Source organism: Streptomyces sp. NPDC026515 (assembly GCF_055567595.1).
Genome location: NZ_JBVHQD010000004.1, coordinates 243,333 through 256,008, shown reverse-complemented (window position 1 = coordinate 256,008; position 12,676 = coordinate 243,333). Strand labels below are relative to the sequence as shown.

Below are 12,676 nucleotides of genomic sequence, written 5' to 3'. Positions count from 1 at the left end.
GCGGCGGGCCGTGCCTACGCTGGCAGCATGTCGACTGTTCTGATCACCGGTGCCACCTCCGGGCTCGGCCGGTACGTCGCCTTCGAGCTGGTCCGCTCCGGACACGCGGTCCTCGCGCACGGCCGGGATCCGGGCCGTACCGCGGCGCTGGCCGAGGAGTTGCGCGCCGAGGGCGACGCGGAGGGCTTCGTCGCGGACCTGGCCTCGCTGGCGCAGGTCCGCGAGCTGGGCGCCCGCGTCGCCGAGGCGCGACCCGGCCTGGACGTACTGATCAACAACGCGGGCGTGGGCGCCGGCGCGCCCGGCTCGGGACGCGAACTGAGCGCGGACGGCCATGAGCTGCGCCTGGCCGTGAACTACCTGGCCCCGGTGACCCTGACCCGGGCCCTGCTGCCGGTACTGCGCGCCCGCACCGCGGCCCGGATCGTCAACGTGGGCTCGGCCGGCCAGGAGCCGCTGGACTTCGACGACCCCGAGTTCACCCGCGGCTACCAGGGCTTCGCGGCCTACTGCCGGGCGAAGTTCGCGCTGGCGGCCCACACCTTCGCCCTGGCGGAGAAGCTGGCGGGCACGGGGGTCTCGGTGAACGTCCTGCACCCGGCGACGTTCATGGACACCGCGATGGTCCGGGAGGGCGGGGTCGCGCCCTGGAACACGGTGGCGGACGGCGCGCCCGGGGTACTCGCCCTGGCCACTCGGGACTTGGGGACGGGCGGCTACTTCGACGGCACGAATCCCGCCAGGGCGCACGCGGGGACGTACGACAGGGACGTACAGAAACGCCTCTCAGCGGTCACTGACCAACTCCTGTCGCTGTAGCACCTCTCCTTTCCAGGGGCGCGGGGAACCGCGCGACAGGGCCCCAGGCACCCGCGGCCCACAGCGCACCGGTCAGCGCAGCCCTCTTCCCGTGTCCAGAACTTCCCGCGCCTGAGCGACCAGCCCGTCCGCCCCGCACAACCGGGCCAGCGCCAGCCCGCGGTTCAACTCGGCCACCGACCGGGCGGCGATCCCGTACTCCACCCGCGCCGCCGCGTGCTCGTACTGGCACGGCGACGCCTCCAGATAGGCGACCGCCTGCGAGGCGAGCCGCACCTGCCGCTGCCCGGTCTCCAGAGCGGCGGCGCACCGCAGCGCCTCGCCGATGGCCGTGTCCGTGCCGAACCGCTCGGCCTGCCGCCGTGCGTCCGCCGTCAGCTGCGCCGCCCGCGCCGGGTCCTCGACGGCGAGGGCTCGCGCGAGGTCGAGCGCCCAGGGCACCACCACCGGGTTGAAGTGGCCGCGCGCGGCGGCGGCCTTCTCCGCGGCCTCCAGTTCGTTGACGGCCTCCTTCGTACGGCCGACGGCGAGCAGCAGCCGGCCGCGCACGGACCGTGGGTCCGGCATCACGATCGTGGAGGGGTACGGCGGCGCGAAAGCGTACTGCTCGGCCGTCTCCCAGGCCTGCTGGACATGACCGCGGGCGAGCAGCGTGTCGACCAGGTTGCAGGTCGCGGTCCAGTACAGGGGCAGTCTGCGGCCGACCCGCTCGGCGATCCGCAAGGACTCCCGCAGGGATGTCTCCGCGTCGCGCAGCCGGCCGCGCCTGCGGTGTCCGAGGCCCATGTAGGCATGGGCGAGGGCGAGATGACCGCCGCTCCAGCCGGAGGACTCGTAGGCGCGCAGGGCCTCGTTGTAGAGGCTCTCCGCGCGGTCGAGGCGGTCGGTGTAGACGTAGGCGCTGGCGAGCATCAGCAGCAGTTCGATGCCCCACTCGGTGTCGGTCCAGCCGAGTCCGGGCGCGAGCCGCCCGTTGACGAGGGCGCGGTCGCACAGTTCCACGACCTCTTCGGCGTTCTCCCCCTGGATGAGGAGGTCGAAGCCGCGCAGCATCAGCAGGGCGCGCTCGGAGTTGTCCCGGCCGGTGCAGGTGTCGGTGAGCGCGCCGAGGCGCTCGGAGCGGTGCGGGGAGACGGCCTCGCCGGCGATGCCCTCCCACATGAACTGGACGGCCTGGAGCCGGAGTCTGGCCGGCCCCTCCTCGTGCCGGGCGGCCTCCGCCTCCACCGTACGGACGGCCTCCTCCAGCTGGTCGTTGTGAAGGAGGGCCTGGGAGAGGCGGAAGACGGCGTCGACGCGTTGCGCACCGCCGAGGCCGGGCATGCCGAGCGCGCTCCGCAGATGGCCGATGGTGACGGCGGGCTTGGTGAGCAGGGTGGCGCAGCCCAGTTCGTAGAGCACGCGCGCGTGCACCTCGGGCACGGGCGGCTCCAGCAGGGCACGTTCCAGGCAGCGGCGGGCCGCGTCCGGGGCGCCGACGGCGAGGTGTTCCTTGGCCGCGTCCCGCAACTGCTGGACGAGTTCCTCGTCGTCGTCCGGATGCACCTTGAGCAGATGGCGGGACGCCTCGGCGATGGTCCGGCCGTCGTCGATGACGATCTGGGCGGCGATGCCGTGCATGGCGGTGCACATCGCGGGCGGGATGGAGTTGTAGACGGCGCTGGCGATCAGCGGGTGGACGAACTCCAGGTCACCGGCGTGGGAGCGGGAGCCCGCGGGGTCCGGCGCGGTGAGGATACGGGCGCTGCGCAGCAGGTCGGCGCAGCGCTCGGCGTCCGCCACGCTCATGGTGGCGAGCTGGGCGACCAGGTCGACGGAGATGCCGGTACCGAGGATCGCGGCGGCCCAGGCGAACCGGGTGGCGTCGATACCGAGGCCTTCGAGGCGGGTGACGAGTCCGCCGCCGCGGGCCGACCGGTTGAGGGCGCGCAGCTCACCGGCCCGGGCCTCGACGGGTTCGACCTCGCTGTCCTGGACCTTGGCGAGGAGTTCGACGGTCTCGTACGGGTTGCCGCCGGTGACGGCCCAGACCTCACGGCAGAACGGGGCGTCGGCGTGCGCGCCCAGGGTGGCGAGGGTGAGTCCGGCGGTGGCCTCCGGGCTGAGGGCGCTGAGATCGCGCGCCGGGCTCGCGGCCGCCGCGGCCACGGTGTCGAGGTAGCGGGCGCTGTCGCCGCTGACCTCGCCGGGGCGGCGGGCGACCAGGACGAGCACGGACAGGTCGTCGAGGCGCTCCACGAAGGCGGCGAGCCAGGCCAGGGTCTCCTGGTCGGCCCAGTGCGCGTCGTCGATCAGCAGCACCAGCGGCCAGTCGCGTCTGGCCAGCCGGCGGACAGCGGCGACCAGGCCGTCGCAGACGCCCTGCGGGTCGGCCTGGCGCTCGCCGGGGTCGGTTATGCCCAGGGCGGGGCCGGCGATGTCGTACCAGTCGCCGAGGTACTCCCGGGCCTCGTCGGGGTGCAGGGAGACCAGCGCGGGCTGGAGCAGTTGCCGTACGACGTTGAAGGGAACGCTGCGCAGTGTCTCGCCGCCGCGGGCGGACCAGACGGTGCACCCGCGGCTCCCGGCGATCCGCCGGGTCTCGGCCAGCAGCGCGGTCTTGCCGAGTCCGGCCTCGCCGCGCAGCACCAGCAGGTTCCCGGAGGTCGTCCGGTCGGCACACAGGAGGTCGAGCGCCTCGGTGACGGCGGTGATCTCGGCCTCGCGCTCCCAGAGTGGTGCCGAGGAGCCCCCTGGAGACAGGTCCTCTGTCATCCCGTTACCTCCCCAAGTCGCCCGAACGACGTACAGACCACGAGCCTAGCCTTCCTGTTGGCTGTCCGGAGGCGGGACCGGACACCTGTTGCCGCCCCGACCTGCCGCTGTCGAGCGAACGGACCGCCAACGGGCATGGAAATGAAGCCGGCTTTCGAAGATCGGGCAGTTCAGGAGCGGAATCGCCCCCTCCGGGCGCTGGCGGCGGGCTCGGTGGGCAACTTCATCGAGTGGTACGAGTTCGGCGTCTACGGCTATTTCGCGACGGTCGTCGCCGAGCGGTTCTTCACCCCGGAGGGCGGCAGCGCGGCCGAGGGGCTGGTGCGCACCTATGCCTCGTTCGGGCTGGCGTTCTTCTTCCGGCCGCTGGGCGCTGCCCTGTTCGGGCGACTGGCCGACCGGCTCGGGCGGCGGCCGGTGCTGATCCTCGTCGTCGCGCTGATGACGGGCGCCACCGCGCTCATCGGCCTGCTGCCGACGTATGCACAGGCAGGCACGCTCGCGCCCTGGCTGCTGACGTTCCTGAGGGCTGTTCAGGGGCTGTCCGCGGGCGGGGAGTTCGGTGGCGCGGTGGCGATGCTGACCGAGTTCGCGCCGCCGGGGAGGCGGGGGCTGTACGGGGCGTGGCAGTCCTTCACCGTGGCGCTGGGGCTGCTGGGCGGGGCGGGCGCGGCGGCCGGGCTCGCCTCCGTACTGACGGACGGTCAACTCGACGCGTGGGGCTGGCGGCTGCCGTTCCTGCTGGCGCTGCCCCTGGGCGGGCTCGCGCTGTGGCTGCGGGTGGGGCTGGACGAGACGCCCGAGTTCCGGGAGCCCGGGGAGCGGACGGTGCGGGTGTCGCCAGGGGCGGTCACGCTGGCCGTCGGGCGGGTGATGGGCTGGTCCGCGGCCGGGTACACCTTCCTGGTCGTCCTGCCGTCGTACCTCCAGACCGCGCTGCACACCGGCTTCCGTGCGGCCCTGCTGGCGACCGTGCTGGCGAACATCGGGTTCGCGGCATCGATCCTCCCGGCCGGGCTGGTCAGCGACCGGGTCGGGCGGCGGCCGGTGATGCTGGCGGGCGCGGGCCTCGTGGTCGTGCTGGCACTGCCGCTGCTCGGCCTCCTCCAGGACGGCGGGGTGTCCGCCGGGGTGAAGGGCGCGGCCCTGTTCGGTGCGGGCGCGGTGGTGGGGCTGATGGCCGGACCGGGGCCCGCCCTGCTGGCCGAGATGTTCCCGGCGCGCGCCCGCTGCACGGGCCTGGGACTCGCCTACGCCCTGTCCAATGCCGTGTTCTCGGGCTGTGCGGGCCTCGTCATCACGGAGGCGGTCAGGCGCACCGGCGACCTGGACGTTCCCGGCTACTACGCGGCGGCGGCCTGCGCGGTGAGCGTGCTCGCGCTGGCGCGGCCGGTGCGGACGGGAGGGGGTTGAGCGGTGCTCCCCGGCCCGGGGCGGGGCGGTCCGCGGGTGCCGCCGGGGACTCCGGGACCGCCGGTGCGGCTGCGGACCGGGGAGGTGCGGCGGCTCGCGGGAGGCGCGCCGAGGTGACTCATCCGAAAGTCGCCGGATCCTCTCATCCGACTTTCACCGACGCCTCATACGGTGGGGGCATGACGCAGGCGACTCCCCCCGGGTGGTACCCCGACCCCGGGCAGACAAGTGACGGTCCGGCCGGCGAGCGCTGGTGGGACGGCAGGACGTGGACGGAGCAGACCCGCCCCGCCGGGTCGGGCATCGGCTGGGGTCCCCCGGTGCACCCCCCGGCCGACGTGATCGGCACGGCCGGCACGGCCTACCCGGCATACCCGGCCCATCCGGGGTACCCCGGCCATCCGACGCCGACGGCCGCCGGGAAGCGCGGGCTGCGCACCGGCGTGGCCGTCGGTGTCGCCGTGGCGGTCCTCGCCGCCATCGGGGTGGGTGCGTGGGCGCTCACCGCCGAAAGCGGTGGCGACGGCGGCGGCCAGGCCTCGCAGCAGGGCTCGGGCGGTGCGGGCGGCGGTTTCGGCCAGGGCGGCCCCGAGGGGCAGGACGGCGGACAGGGCTTCCCGTTCGGCGGGTCGGGCGGCTCGGGGTCCGGCGGCTCGGGGTCCGGCGGCTCGGGCGGCTCCGGAGGAGACACCTCACCGGCGCCCGGCCAGTCCGAGGCACCGAAGGTACAGGGCGGCGGCACGGTGTCCGACTCCATCAACGCCATCGGCATCCCGGTACCCAAGGGCTGGACCGGGCAGGCGATCAACGTCGGTGCCCAGATCACCTCCGACGACTCCTACAAGTGCCCGGGCGACACCTCCCAGTCCTGCACCGCGGGCGGCGCCTACTCGGCACCCGCGGTGGCGCTGGGCACCAAGGGCGACACCGCCGAGGAGGTCGCCAAGGCGGACATCTCGGCCAACGCCACTGAGTCGTACGGCGGAAAGACCTACGGCTCGATCACCTCGCACCAGGTGCTGGCCTCCAAGGCGGTCACGGTGGCCGGGCAGAAGGGCTACCTGGTCCGCTGGAAGGCGGTGACCAGCAAGGGCGCCGACGGTTACGTCGAGTCGCTGGCCTTCCCGTCGCCCTCGAACCCCCGGCAGATCGTGGTGGTCCGGTTCGGTGTCGACGTCGGCCAGGACCAGTCGCTGATAGACGACATCACCAAGGGCATCAAGGTGTCCTCCGGCGGCGGCGACGGCCAGACCGTCTGATCCGCTCCGGCACCGGAACGCAGATCGGCCGGGTGGAGCGCCCCTCCGCTCAAAGGGGAGCCCCACCCGGCCGGGGGGTGCGCGCCGCCCCCGTCCCCACGGTGCGGCGCGAGCAGGTCACCGTCCAGTCATCCCGTGGACGGCGGCCTGGGTCTGGGTCAGTCCGAGTGCGGGCAGCACGACGGCCTCGACGAAGCGGACGAGATAGCCGGCGTCGGCGTACTCGCCGGTGAGCACCGGCCGTATCCGCAGCACGCCGAACATCATGGCGGGCACGTACTCCAGCGCGGGATGGCCCGCGCGCACCTCGCCGCGCTCGACACCGCGGTACAGGATCTCCTGGAGTGCGGCGATCTCCGGTTCGACCAGCGCCTCGCGCAGCGCCTGCGCGAGTTCCACGTCCGAGTGGAGCGCGTGGCTCAGCGCCGAGAGCAGCCTGGTGTCCTTGCGTGACCAGTCCCCCGCGGCCCGCGCCACCTCGCGCAGGTCACCGGCGAGCGATCCAGTGTCGACGCCGGCGAAGCGCACCTCGCGGGTGGCCCGCAGCGCGGCCGCGACGAACTGCGGCTTGGTCTTCCACTGCCGGTAGAGCGTGGACTTGCTGCACCGGGTGCTGCTGGCGACGCCCTCCATGGTGACGGAGTCGTAGCCGCACTCGCGGATCTGTTCGAGCACGGCGTCGAAGAACTCCCGCTCACGCTCCGGCGTGATCTTGGAGCGGCGCGAGGCGACAACCGACTCCGGTTCGTCCGCGGCCTGCGACGTCATGTGCCCTGCTCCTCACTCGCGCATCACTTACGGATCATCTGCTCCCCGCCCGCCGTTCGTGCGGGGCGGAAACCTACAACCAGTGTGGCCTACGTCTATCGATACGCCACTGTACCGGTACTCGGCCGTATCGGTACAGTGGCGTATCGGTACGCATTCGTATCGATGAGCATCGGCGTGTTCGGGCCACCGCCCGGACCCCGTACAGCACCACCGTCAGTGAGGGGGCCTGGGATGAGATCCCAGTCCGAGCCGGCAGCAGCGGAGCCGGGGGCGATAGCCCGGCCGCCGCTCGTCCGTGAGTTCCTGCTCGTCGCGGGACTCTTCCTCGTCTACAAGTTCGGGCGTCAGCTGGCCACCGGCCACACCACGGAGGCCCTGCACAACGCCCACCGGATCTGGGACCTGGAACGCACCCTGCACCTGCCCTCGGAGGCCGACGTGCAGTCCCCGCTGCTGCACGACGGCACCCTCGTCCACCTGGCCAACACCTACTACGCGACGATTCATTTCCCGGCCACGCTGGCCTTCCTGGTCTGGCTCTACCTCAAGCGGCCCGCGCACTACGTCTGGGCCCGCCGGGTCCTCGCCGTGGTCACCGCCGCCGCCCTGGTGCTCCCCTTCACCTTCCCGCTGGCCCCGCCGCGGATGCTGGCCGCGACCGGCCTCGTCGACACGGCCCGGGTGTACGGCCCTTCCGTGTACGGCCCGCCCGCCAGCGACCACCTCTCCAACCAGTTCGCCGCGATGCCCTCGCTGCACTTCGGCTGGGCCCTGATGGTGGCGGTCGGCCTGATCGTCGCGACCCGCCCACCCGTCTCCCGCCACCCCGGACGAGGCGCTGCGCGCCGCGGTGTCCGACCGAGCCTGCGCTGGCTGTGGCTGCTGCACCCGGCGCTCACCCTGCTGGTGATCGTGGGCACCGCGAACCACTACTGGCTGGACGCAATCGTCGCCACCGTGATGCTGGCCGCCGCCCTCGCCCTGATCAACCCGCCCCATCGCACGGCCACCACGGCCGGACGCGGTACCCGGGGACTGGCCGTGGAAGAGCCCGCACTGGCAGGGGTGGGCCGATGAGCGCCGCGGCCCTGATCGCCGTCCTGCTCTCCCTGGTCTCGGCCGTCGCCTACGCGGCCGCCGCGGTCGCCCAGGAGCGGCTCGCGGCGAAGACCTCCGAAGCGGGTCTGGTACGACTGCTCGGCTCCGGTGCCTGGTGGGCGGCGGTCGGCCTCAACGCGGGCGCGGCGCTGCTGCACGTCGTGGCTCTCAAGTACGGGCCTCTCACCCTCGTACAGCCGCTGGGCGCACTCACCCTGGTCGCGGCCGTCCCGATGGGCGCGCGGGCGGCCGGGCGCCGGGTCAGCGTGACGGAGTGGCGGGGCACGGCCCTGACCCTGCTCGGTCTCGGTGCCCTGCTGGTCACGGCCTCCGGCCCCGCACCCCATCGGGTGCTGAGCCTCACCGAGGCCCTCGCGGTGGCCGGTACCACCGCCGCCCTGATCGGCGCCCTGTCGCGCCCCGGCGCCCGGCCGGGTCTGCGGCACGCGACGGCGTCCGGCTTCGCCTCGGGCGTCGCCTCGGCCCTCACCCAGACGGTCACGGTGGCGGCCACGGACCGCTCCGGCCCCGTTCTGAGCGTCGAGGTGATCGTGGTGACGCTCCTGGTGGCCGCGTTCGCGGTGGGCGGCCTGCTGCTCTCCCAGCTCGCCTACCGGGGCGGGCTGGGCGCCCCCCTCGCGGTGGTCACCCTGGCCAACCCGATGGTGGCCGCGGTCATCGGCCTGACCCTGCTGGGACAGGGCCTGAACGGCGGTGCGACCGGCATCCTGCTCGCGCTGGCGGGCGCCGGCCTCGCCTCCTACGGCGTGATCCTGCTGACCCGGGTGACCCCGGCGGCCGCCCGGGTCGTGGAACCGGACGGCGACGAGCATCCGGTGGCCGCGGTGCTGGCCCTGGAGTCGGCACGGGTCGCGGCGGAGCAGGCGCTGCTTCCTCAGCAGAAACAGGAACCCGGGCAGCTCACGGCGCTCTGACCCTCCCCCGGCCTTCGGCCGGGGGAGGCACTGGGGGCCGGCCCCCACGCCCGCGGCCGCGCGCGGACCGATCGCACTCCCGCCCGGTGCGCAGGCCCGTCACGCGGCCGCGGACGGATCCTCAGCCCAGTCCGCGGGAGTCCTGCTTCAGTGCCGTGTCGACGGTCAGCGCCGTCGCCACCACCAGGCTCCGCAGCGGCTCCGGCAACTGGTGGTGGATCTGCAGCACGTAGTTGTCGGCGGTGGTGAACATGGTCTTGGCGAGCCCCTCCCACGTCTTCGTGATCCGGGCCACCTCCTGCTCGGCGTGGTCGACGATCGCGAAGTTCCAGGCGCGCCAGTTCTCCGCCTTGATCGCGCCGACCTTCTGGCCGTCCACCATCATCGCGAAGTTGATCTTCCCGATCATGTTCTGCTGGACGATCTCACCGACCGTGGAGCCGTCCGGGCGCGTCACGATCACCCGGGACTTGAATATCTTCGCGGGCCGGGTCAGCAGCAGCTGCGGCTGCCCCTGGGCGTCGCGGATCTCCAGCCGGTGGGTCATGTACTGGTCGAGGCTGGAGACGAAGCGCAGGATCTTCTTCAGAGCGCTCTGGCCGACCTCGACCACCGAGCCGATCTCCTGGCCGTGCTGGTCCATGACCTTGTACTCATTGGTCAGCTCGATCAGCTTGGCCTTCTGGTTCACCACCAGGACCGGCTCGGTGAAGAGTGTCGGAGAGGCACCGCTCGGATCGCGGTACGAGTCTGCGGGAGTGTTCGATTGCGTGGTCACCGGGGCACATTACCCCGGGCTGACCGGTACCTGATCAGTCCGCACGATGCGTTCCCGGCCCGTTGTCATACGGTGATGATCGCCGGGTCGCTCACGCCGGGACGGCCGGTCTCCACATGCCCCGCGAACCGGCGCACGAAAGCCGCGTCGGACTCGGAGGTGACGGTCAGGTCGTACCAGCGGTCACTGTGGTTGAGGTGGGCGACGTGCTTGACGGTGGCGCCCACGCGCACCGTGAACGTGCGGCCCCGGCCGCCGTATCCGTCCGCCACCCGCAGCTTCACCGTGCCGCTGCCCCGGTTGGTGAAGGTCAGCTCGATGTCGTCGCCGTGCGGCCGGGCGGTGACCTCGGGTCCGGCCGCCTTGCCGCGCCCCCGGAAGCCGCGCAGGAAGCCGTTCGGGCCGTGCACGGTCAGATCGTAGGAGCCGCCCGAGTACACCGAGTTCCAGGTGTCGGAGACGGACTTGCCGGCCTCGGTGGTGTAGCTCCAGGGGCCGTCGGTACGACTGTCGGAGGTGACCAGGAAGGCGGCACCGGCCTGCGCACCGGACGCGAAGGTCAGCGTGAGCCTGCCGGCCGCCGCGTCCAGCGAACCGTCCACCAGCGGGGCGTACTTGAGCGGCCGGGTGGGCCGGGAGCCGCGCTCCTGCCTGGGCAACGCCGGGTTGGCGGGCGGGGTCGGCACGTAGTCGGGGTGGCGGTCCTTGTCCGGCGGCCGGTAGCCGTCCGTGGACGGCAGCGCGACCGGCTTGGTGTCCTTGCGGGAGAAGTCGAACGCGGCGGTCAGATCACCGCTGACGGCGCGCCGCCAGGGCGAGATGTTCGGCTCGTGGACACCGAAGCGCCTCTCCATGAACCGGATGACCGAGGTGTGGTCGAGCGTCTCGGAGCAGACGTAACCGCCCTTGCTCCACGGGGAGACGACGATCATCGGCACCCGCTGGCCGAGGCCGTAGGCGCCGGCCGCGTGGCTCGCGTCGCCCTTGAAGAGGTCCAGGGCCGGGTCGACCGTGGATCTGCCCTGCGCGGCGGAGGCCGGCGGGAACGGCGGTATCAGGTGGTCGAAGAAGCCGTCGTTCTCGTCGTACGTGACGAACAGGGCGGTCTTCGCCCACACCGCGGGGTCGGCGGTGAGCGCGTCGAGGACCTGGGAGATGTACCAGGCACCGTAGTTGGCGGGCCAGTTGGGGTGCTCGGTGAAGGCCTCGGGGGCGACCACCCAGGAGATCTGCGGCAGCTCGCCGGACTTGACGTCGGCCTTGAGCCGGTCGAAGAAGCCCTCGCCCTTGGTGGCGTCGGTCCCGGTGCGGGCCTTGTCGTACAGCGGGTCTCCGGGCTTGGCGTTCTGGTACTGCTTGAAGTAGAGCAGCGAGTTGTCGCCGTAGTTGCCCCGGTAGGCGTCCTGGATCCACCCCCAGCCGCCGGCCGCGTCCAGGCCGTCGCCGACGTCCTGGTAGATCTTCCAGGAGACGCCCGCCTTCTCCAGGCGCTCGGGGTACGTCGTCCAGGAGTAGCCGGCCTCGTCGTTGCCGAGGACCGGGCCGCCGCCCTGGCCGTCGTTGCCGGTGTACCCCGTCCACAGGTAGTAGCGGTTGGGGTCGGTGGAGCCCATGAACGAGCAGTGGTAGGCGTCGCAGATGGTGAAGGCGTCGGCGAGCGCGTAGTGGAACGGGATGTCGTCCCGGTTCAGGTACGCCATGGTCGTGGAGCCCTTGGCCGGGACCCACTTGTCGTACTTGCCGTTGTTGACGGCGGTGTGCGTGTCGGCCCAGCCGTGCGGGAGGTCCTGGATGAAGGCGAGGCCCAGGTCGTCGGCGTCCGGGTGGAACGGCAGGATGTCCTTGGTGCCGTTCGACTGGTGCCACACCGACCTGCCGCCCTGGGTCACCGGACGCGGGTCGCCGAAGCCGCGGACGCCTCTGAGGGTGCCGAAGTAGTGGTCGAAGGAACGGTTCTCCTGCATCAGGACGACGATGTGCTCGACATCCTCGATCGACCCCGTGCGGTGGTTGGCGGGCAGTGCGGCGGCGCGCTGGACACTGCTGGACAGCGCGGTGAACGCCGTGGTGGCGCCGGCGACTTGAAGGAATCGGCGCCGGTTTACTTCGGTCATGGGTGTGCGACCTCTCATCCTGGCGTACGGGATGGCCGGAACAGGGCGGATTGTGTGCAGGTGCGAGTGTTCCAAGGGCATCGAACGTCAGGGAAGGGTCCGGTGGCGCGGATGTGAAACTCGGCGGTACGTGAGGTGATGGTCGGCCGCTGAGGAGGCGGGGCCGGCCACGGCCCGGGACGGCCGTGGCCGGTGTGCGGTCTCAGCTGATGAAGGAGCCCGGGGCGCAGGCGCTGGACGCCACCCACACGTGGGACATGATGTTGTCGTTCATGTTCTCGCCGTTGGTGAAGTGGTTGCGGGCGAGGTTGTCCACGTACAGCTCGCCCGGCTTGAGGCAGCCGTAGGCCCAGTCCGGGTAGCCGGCCACGTAGTAGAAGGCCACGACGTCCTTGCCGCCGACGAAGCCGCTGTTCATCACCGAGGAGGCGGCGTTCTGGTCGCCGCTGCGGAAGGCGTCGTAATTGTCGCCCCAGTCGGGGTCGTTGCCCGCGGTGGCTCCGAGCAGCTCGCCCTGGCAGTCGGCGTCCCGCCAGGCCCGCACATAGCCGTCCCGGCCCGGCCACTTCGCGTTGCAGCCGGAGACGGCGTGGGCGTTCACGGGTACGGACAGGCCGAGGGCCGCCAGGCCCAGGGTGGCGAGGGCGATGGTCATCTTGCGCATGACGGATTCCGTTCTGCCTCGACGGAGGCGGGTGTGGGTGTGGGTGGGAGCCGCGGGCGGAGTGCCGCGGA

Annotated in this window: 10 protein-coding genes; 5 read left to right on the top strand and 5 right to left on the bottom strand. The window is 72.3% G+C overall.

The features are described from left to right. The first annotated feature begins 27 nt into the window (after positions 1-27). Positions 28-819 carry an SDR family NAD(P)-dependent oxidoreductase gene (locus ACZ4O3_RS09555; RefSeq protein ID WP_384997569.1) on the top strand — a complete coding sequence of 264 codons (792 nt, stop codon included), beginning with the start codon at positions 28-30 and terminating at the stop codon, positions 817-819. A 72-nt stretch (positions 820-891) separates the two neighbouring features. On the opposite strand, the gene ACZ4O3_RS09550 is transcribed toward ACZ4O3_RS09555, so the two are convergent. Next, positions 892-3,573 carry an ATP-binding protein gene (locus tag ACZ4O3_RS09550; RefSeq protein ID WP_362725071.1) on the bottom strand — a complete coding sequence of 894 codons (2,682 nt, stop codon included), beginning with the start codon at positions 3,571-3,573 and terminating at the stop codon, positions 892-894. A gap of 141 nt (positions 3,574-3,714) precedes the next feature. Here ACZ4O3_RS09550 and ACZ4O3_RS09545 point away from each other — a divergent pair, with 141 nt between their 5' ends. Both ACZ4O3_RS09545 and ACZ4O3_RS09540 read left to right on the top strand, forming a co-directional pair. Then, positions 3,715-4,986 carry an MFS transporter gene (locus ACZ4O3_RS09545; protein ID WP_467721913.1) on the top strand — a complete coding sequence of 424 codons (1,272 nt, stop codon included), beginning with the start codon at positions 3,715-3,717 and terminating at the stop codon, positions 4,984-4,986. Between the two features lie 179 nt (positions 4,987-5,165). After that, positions 5,166-6,245, top strand: a complete 1,080-nt coding sequence (locus ACZ4O3_RS09540; RefSeq protein ID WP_467721794.1) for a DUF2510 domain-containing protein — start codon at positions 5,166-5,168, stop codon at positions 6,243-6,245. A 117-nt stretch (positions 6,246-6,362) separates the two neighbouring features. Here the strand turns inward: ACZ4O3_RS09540 and ACZ4O3_RS09535 are convergent, their stop codons facing one another. After that, positions 6,363-7,013, bottom strand: a complete 651-nt coding sequence (locus ACZ4O3_RS09535) for a TetR/AcrR family transcriptional regulator (RefSeq protein WP_467721793.1) — start codon at positions 7,011-7,013, stop codon at positions 6,363-6,365. Positions 7,014-7,247: 234 nt separating this feature from the next. Here ACZ4O3_RS09535 and ACZ4O3_RS09530 point away from each other — a divergent pair, with 234 nt between their 5' ends. Together ACZ4O3_RS09530 and ACZ4O3_RS09525 are read left to right on the top strand one after the other, a co-directional pair. Beyond that, entirely contained in the window at positions 7,248-8,093 is an 846-nt protein-coding gene (locus ACZ4O3_RS09530; RefSeq protein ID WP_362730683.1) for a phosphatase PAP2 family protein, read from the top strand. Beyond that, positions 8,090-9,049 carry a DMT family protein gene (locus tag ACZ4O3_RS09525; protein ID WP_467721792.1) on the top strand — a complete coding sequence of 320 codons (960 nt, stop codon included), beginning with the start codon at positions 8,090-8,092 and terminating at the stop codon, positions 9,047-9,049. Before ACZ4O3_RS09530 ends, ACZ4O3_RS09525 begins: the two co-directional genes overlap by 4 nt. A gap of 121 nt (positions 9,050-9,170) precedes the next feature. On the opposite strand, the gene ACZ4O3_RS09520 is transcribed toward ACZ4O3_RS09525, so the two are convergent. From ACZ4O3_RS09520 to ACZ4O3_RS09510, 3 genes are all read right to left on the bottom strand, one after another. Further along, positions 9,171-9,827 carry an LURP-one-related/scramblase family protein gene (locus tag ACZ4O3_RS09520; RefSeq protein WP_362712997.1) on the bottom strand — a complete coding sequence of 219 codons (657 nt, stop codon included), beginning with the start codon at positions 9,825-9,827 and terminating at the stop codon, positions 9,171-9,173. Between the two features lie 65 nt (positions 9,828-9,892). Further along, positions 9,893-11,941 (bottom strand): phosphocholine-specific phospholipase C, encoded by a 2,049-nt coding sequence (locus ACZ4O3_RS09515; protein ID WP_467721791.1) that lies wholly within the window; start codon positions 11,939-11,941, stop codon positions 9,893-9,895. A gap of 202 nt (positions 11,942-12,143) precedes the next feature. Continuing rightward, a complete protein-coding gene (locus ACZ4O3_RS09510; protein ID WP_363014281.1) occupies positions 12,144-12,605 on the bottom strand; it encodes a hypothetical protein in 462 nt (153 codons plus the stop codon). Positions 12,606-12,676: the final 71 nt, after the last annotated feature.

Excerpts from the sequence above, each read along its gene's own strand:
- ACZ4O3_RS09515 (WP_467721791.1), bottom strand. The coding sequence starts at position 11,941 with ATGACCGAAGTAAACCGGCGCCGATTCCTTCAAGTCGCCGGCGCCACC.
- ACZ4O3_RS09545 (WP_467721913.1), top strand. The coding sequence starts at position 3,715 with ATGAAGCCGGCTTTCGAAGATCGGGCAGTTCAGGAGCGGAATCGCCCC.
- ACZ4O3_RS09525 (WP_467721792.1), top strand. The coding sequence starts at position 8,090 with ATGAGCGCCGCGGCCCTGATCGCCGTCCTGCTCTCCCTGGTCTCGGCC.
- ACZ4O3_RS09540 (WP_467721794.1), top strand. The coding sequence starts at position 5,166 with ATGACGCAGGCGACTCCCCCCGGGTGGTACCCCGACCCCGGGCAGACA.
- ACZ4O3_RS09535 (WP_467721793.1), bottom strand. The coding sequence starts at position 7,013 with ATGACGTCGCAGGCCGCGGACGAACCGGAGTCGGTTGTCGCCTCGCGC.
- ACZ4O3_RS09550 (WP_362725071.1), bottom strand. The coding sequence starts at position 3,573 with ATGACAGAGGACCTGTCTCCAGGGGGCTCCTCGGCACCACTCTGGGAG.
- ACZ4O3_RS09510 (WP_363014281.1), bottom strand. The coding sequence starts at position 12,605 with ATGCGCAAGATGACCATCGCCCTCGCCACCCTGGGCCTGGCGGCCCTC.
- ACZ4O3_RS09555 (WP_384997569.1), top strand. The coding sequence starts at position 28 with ATGTCGACTGTTCTGATCACCGGTGCCACCTCCGGGCTCGGCCGGTAC.
- ACZ4O3_RS09530 (WP_362730683.1), top strand. The coding sequence starts at position 7,248 with ATGAGATCCCAGTCCGAGCCGGCAGCAGCGGAGCCGGGGGCGATAGCC.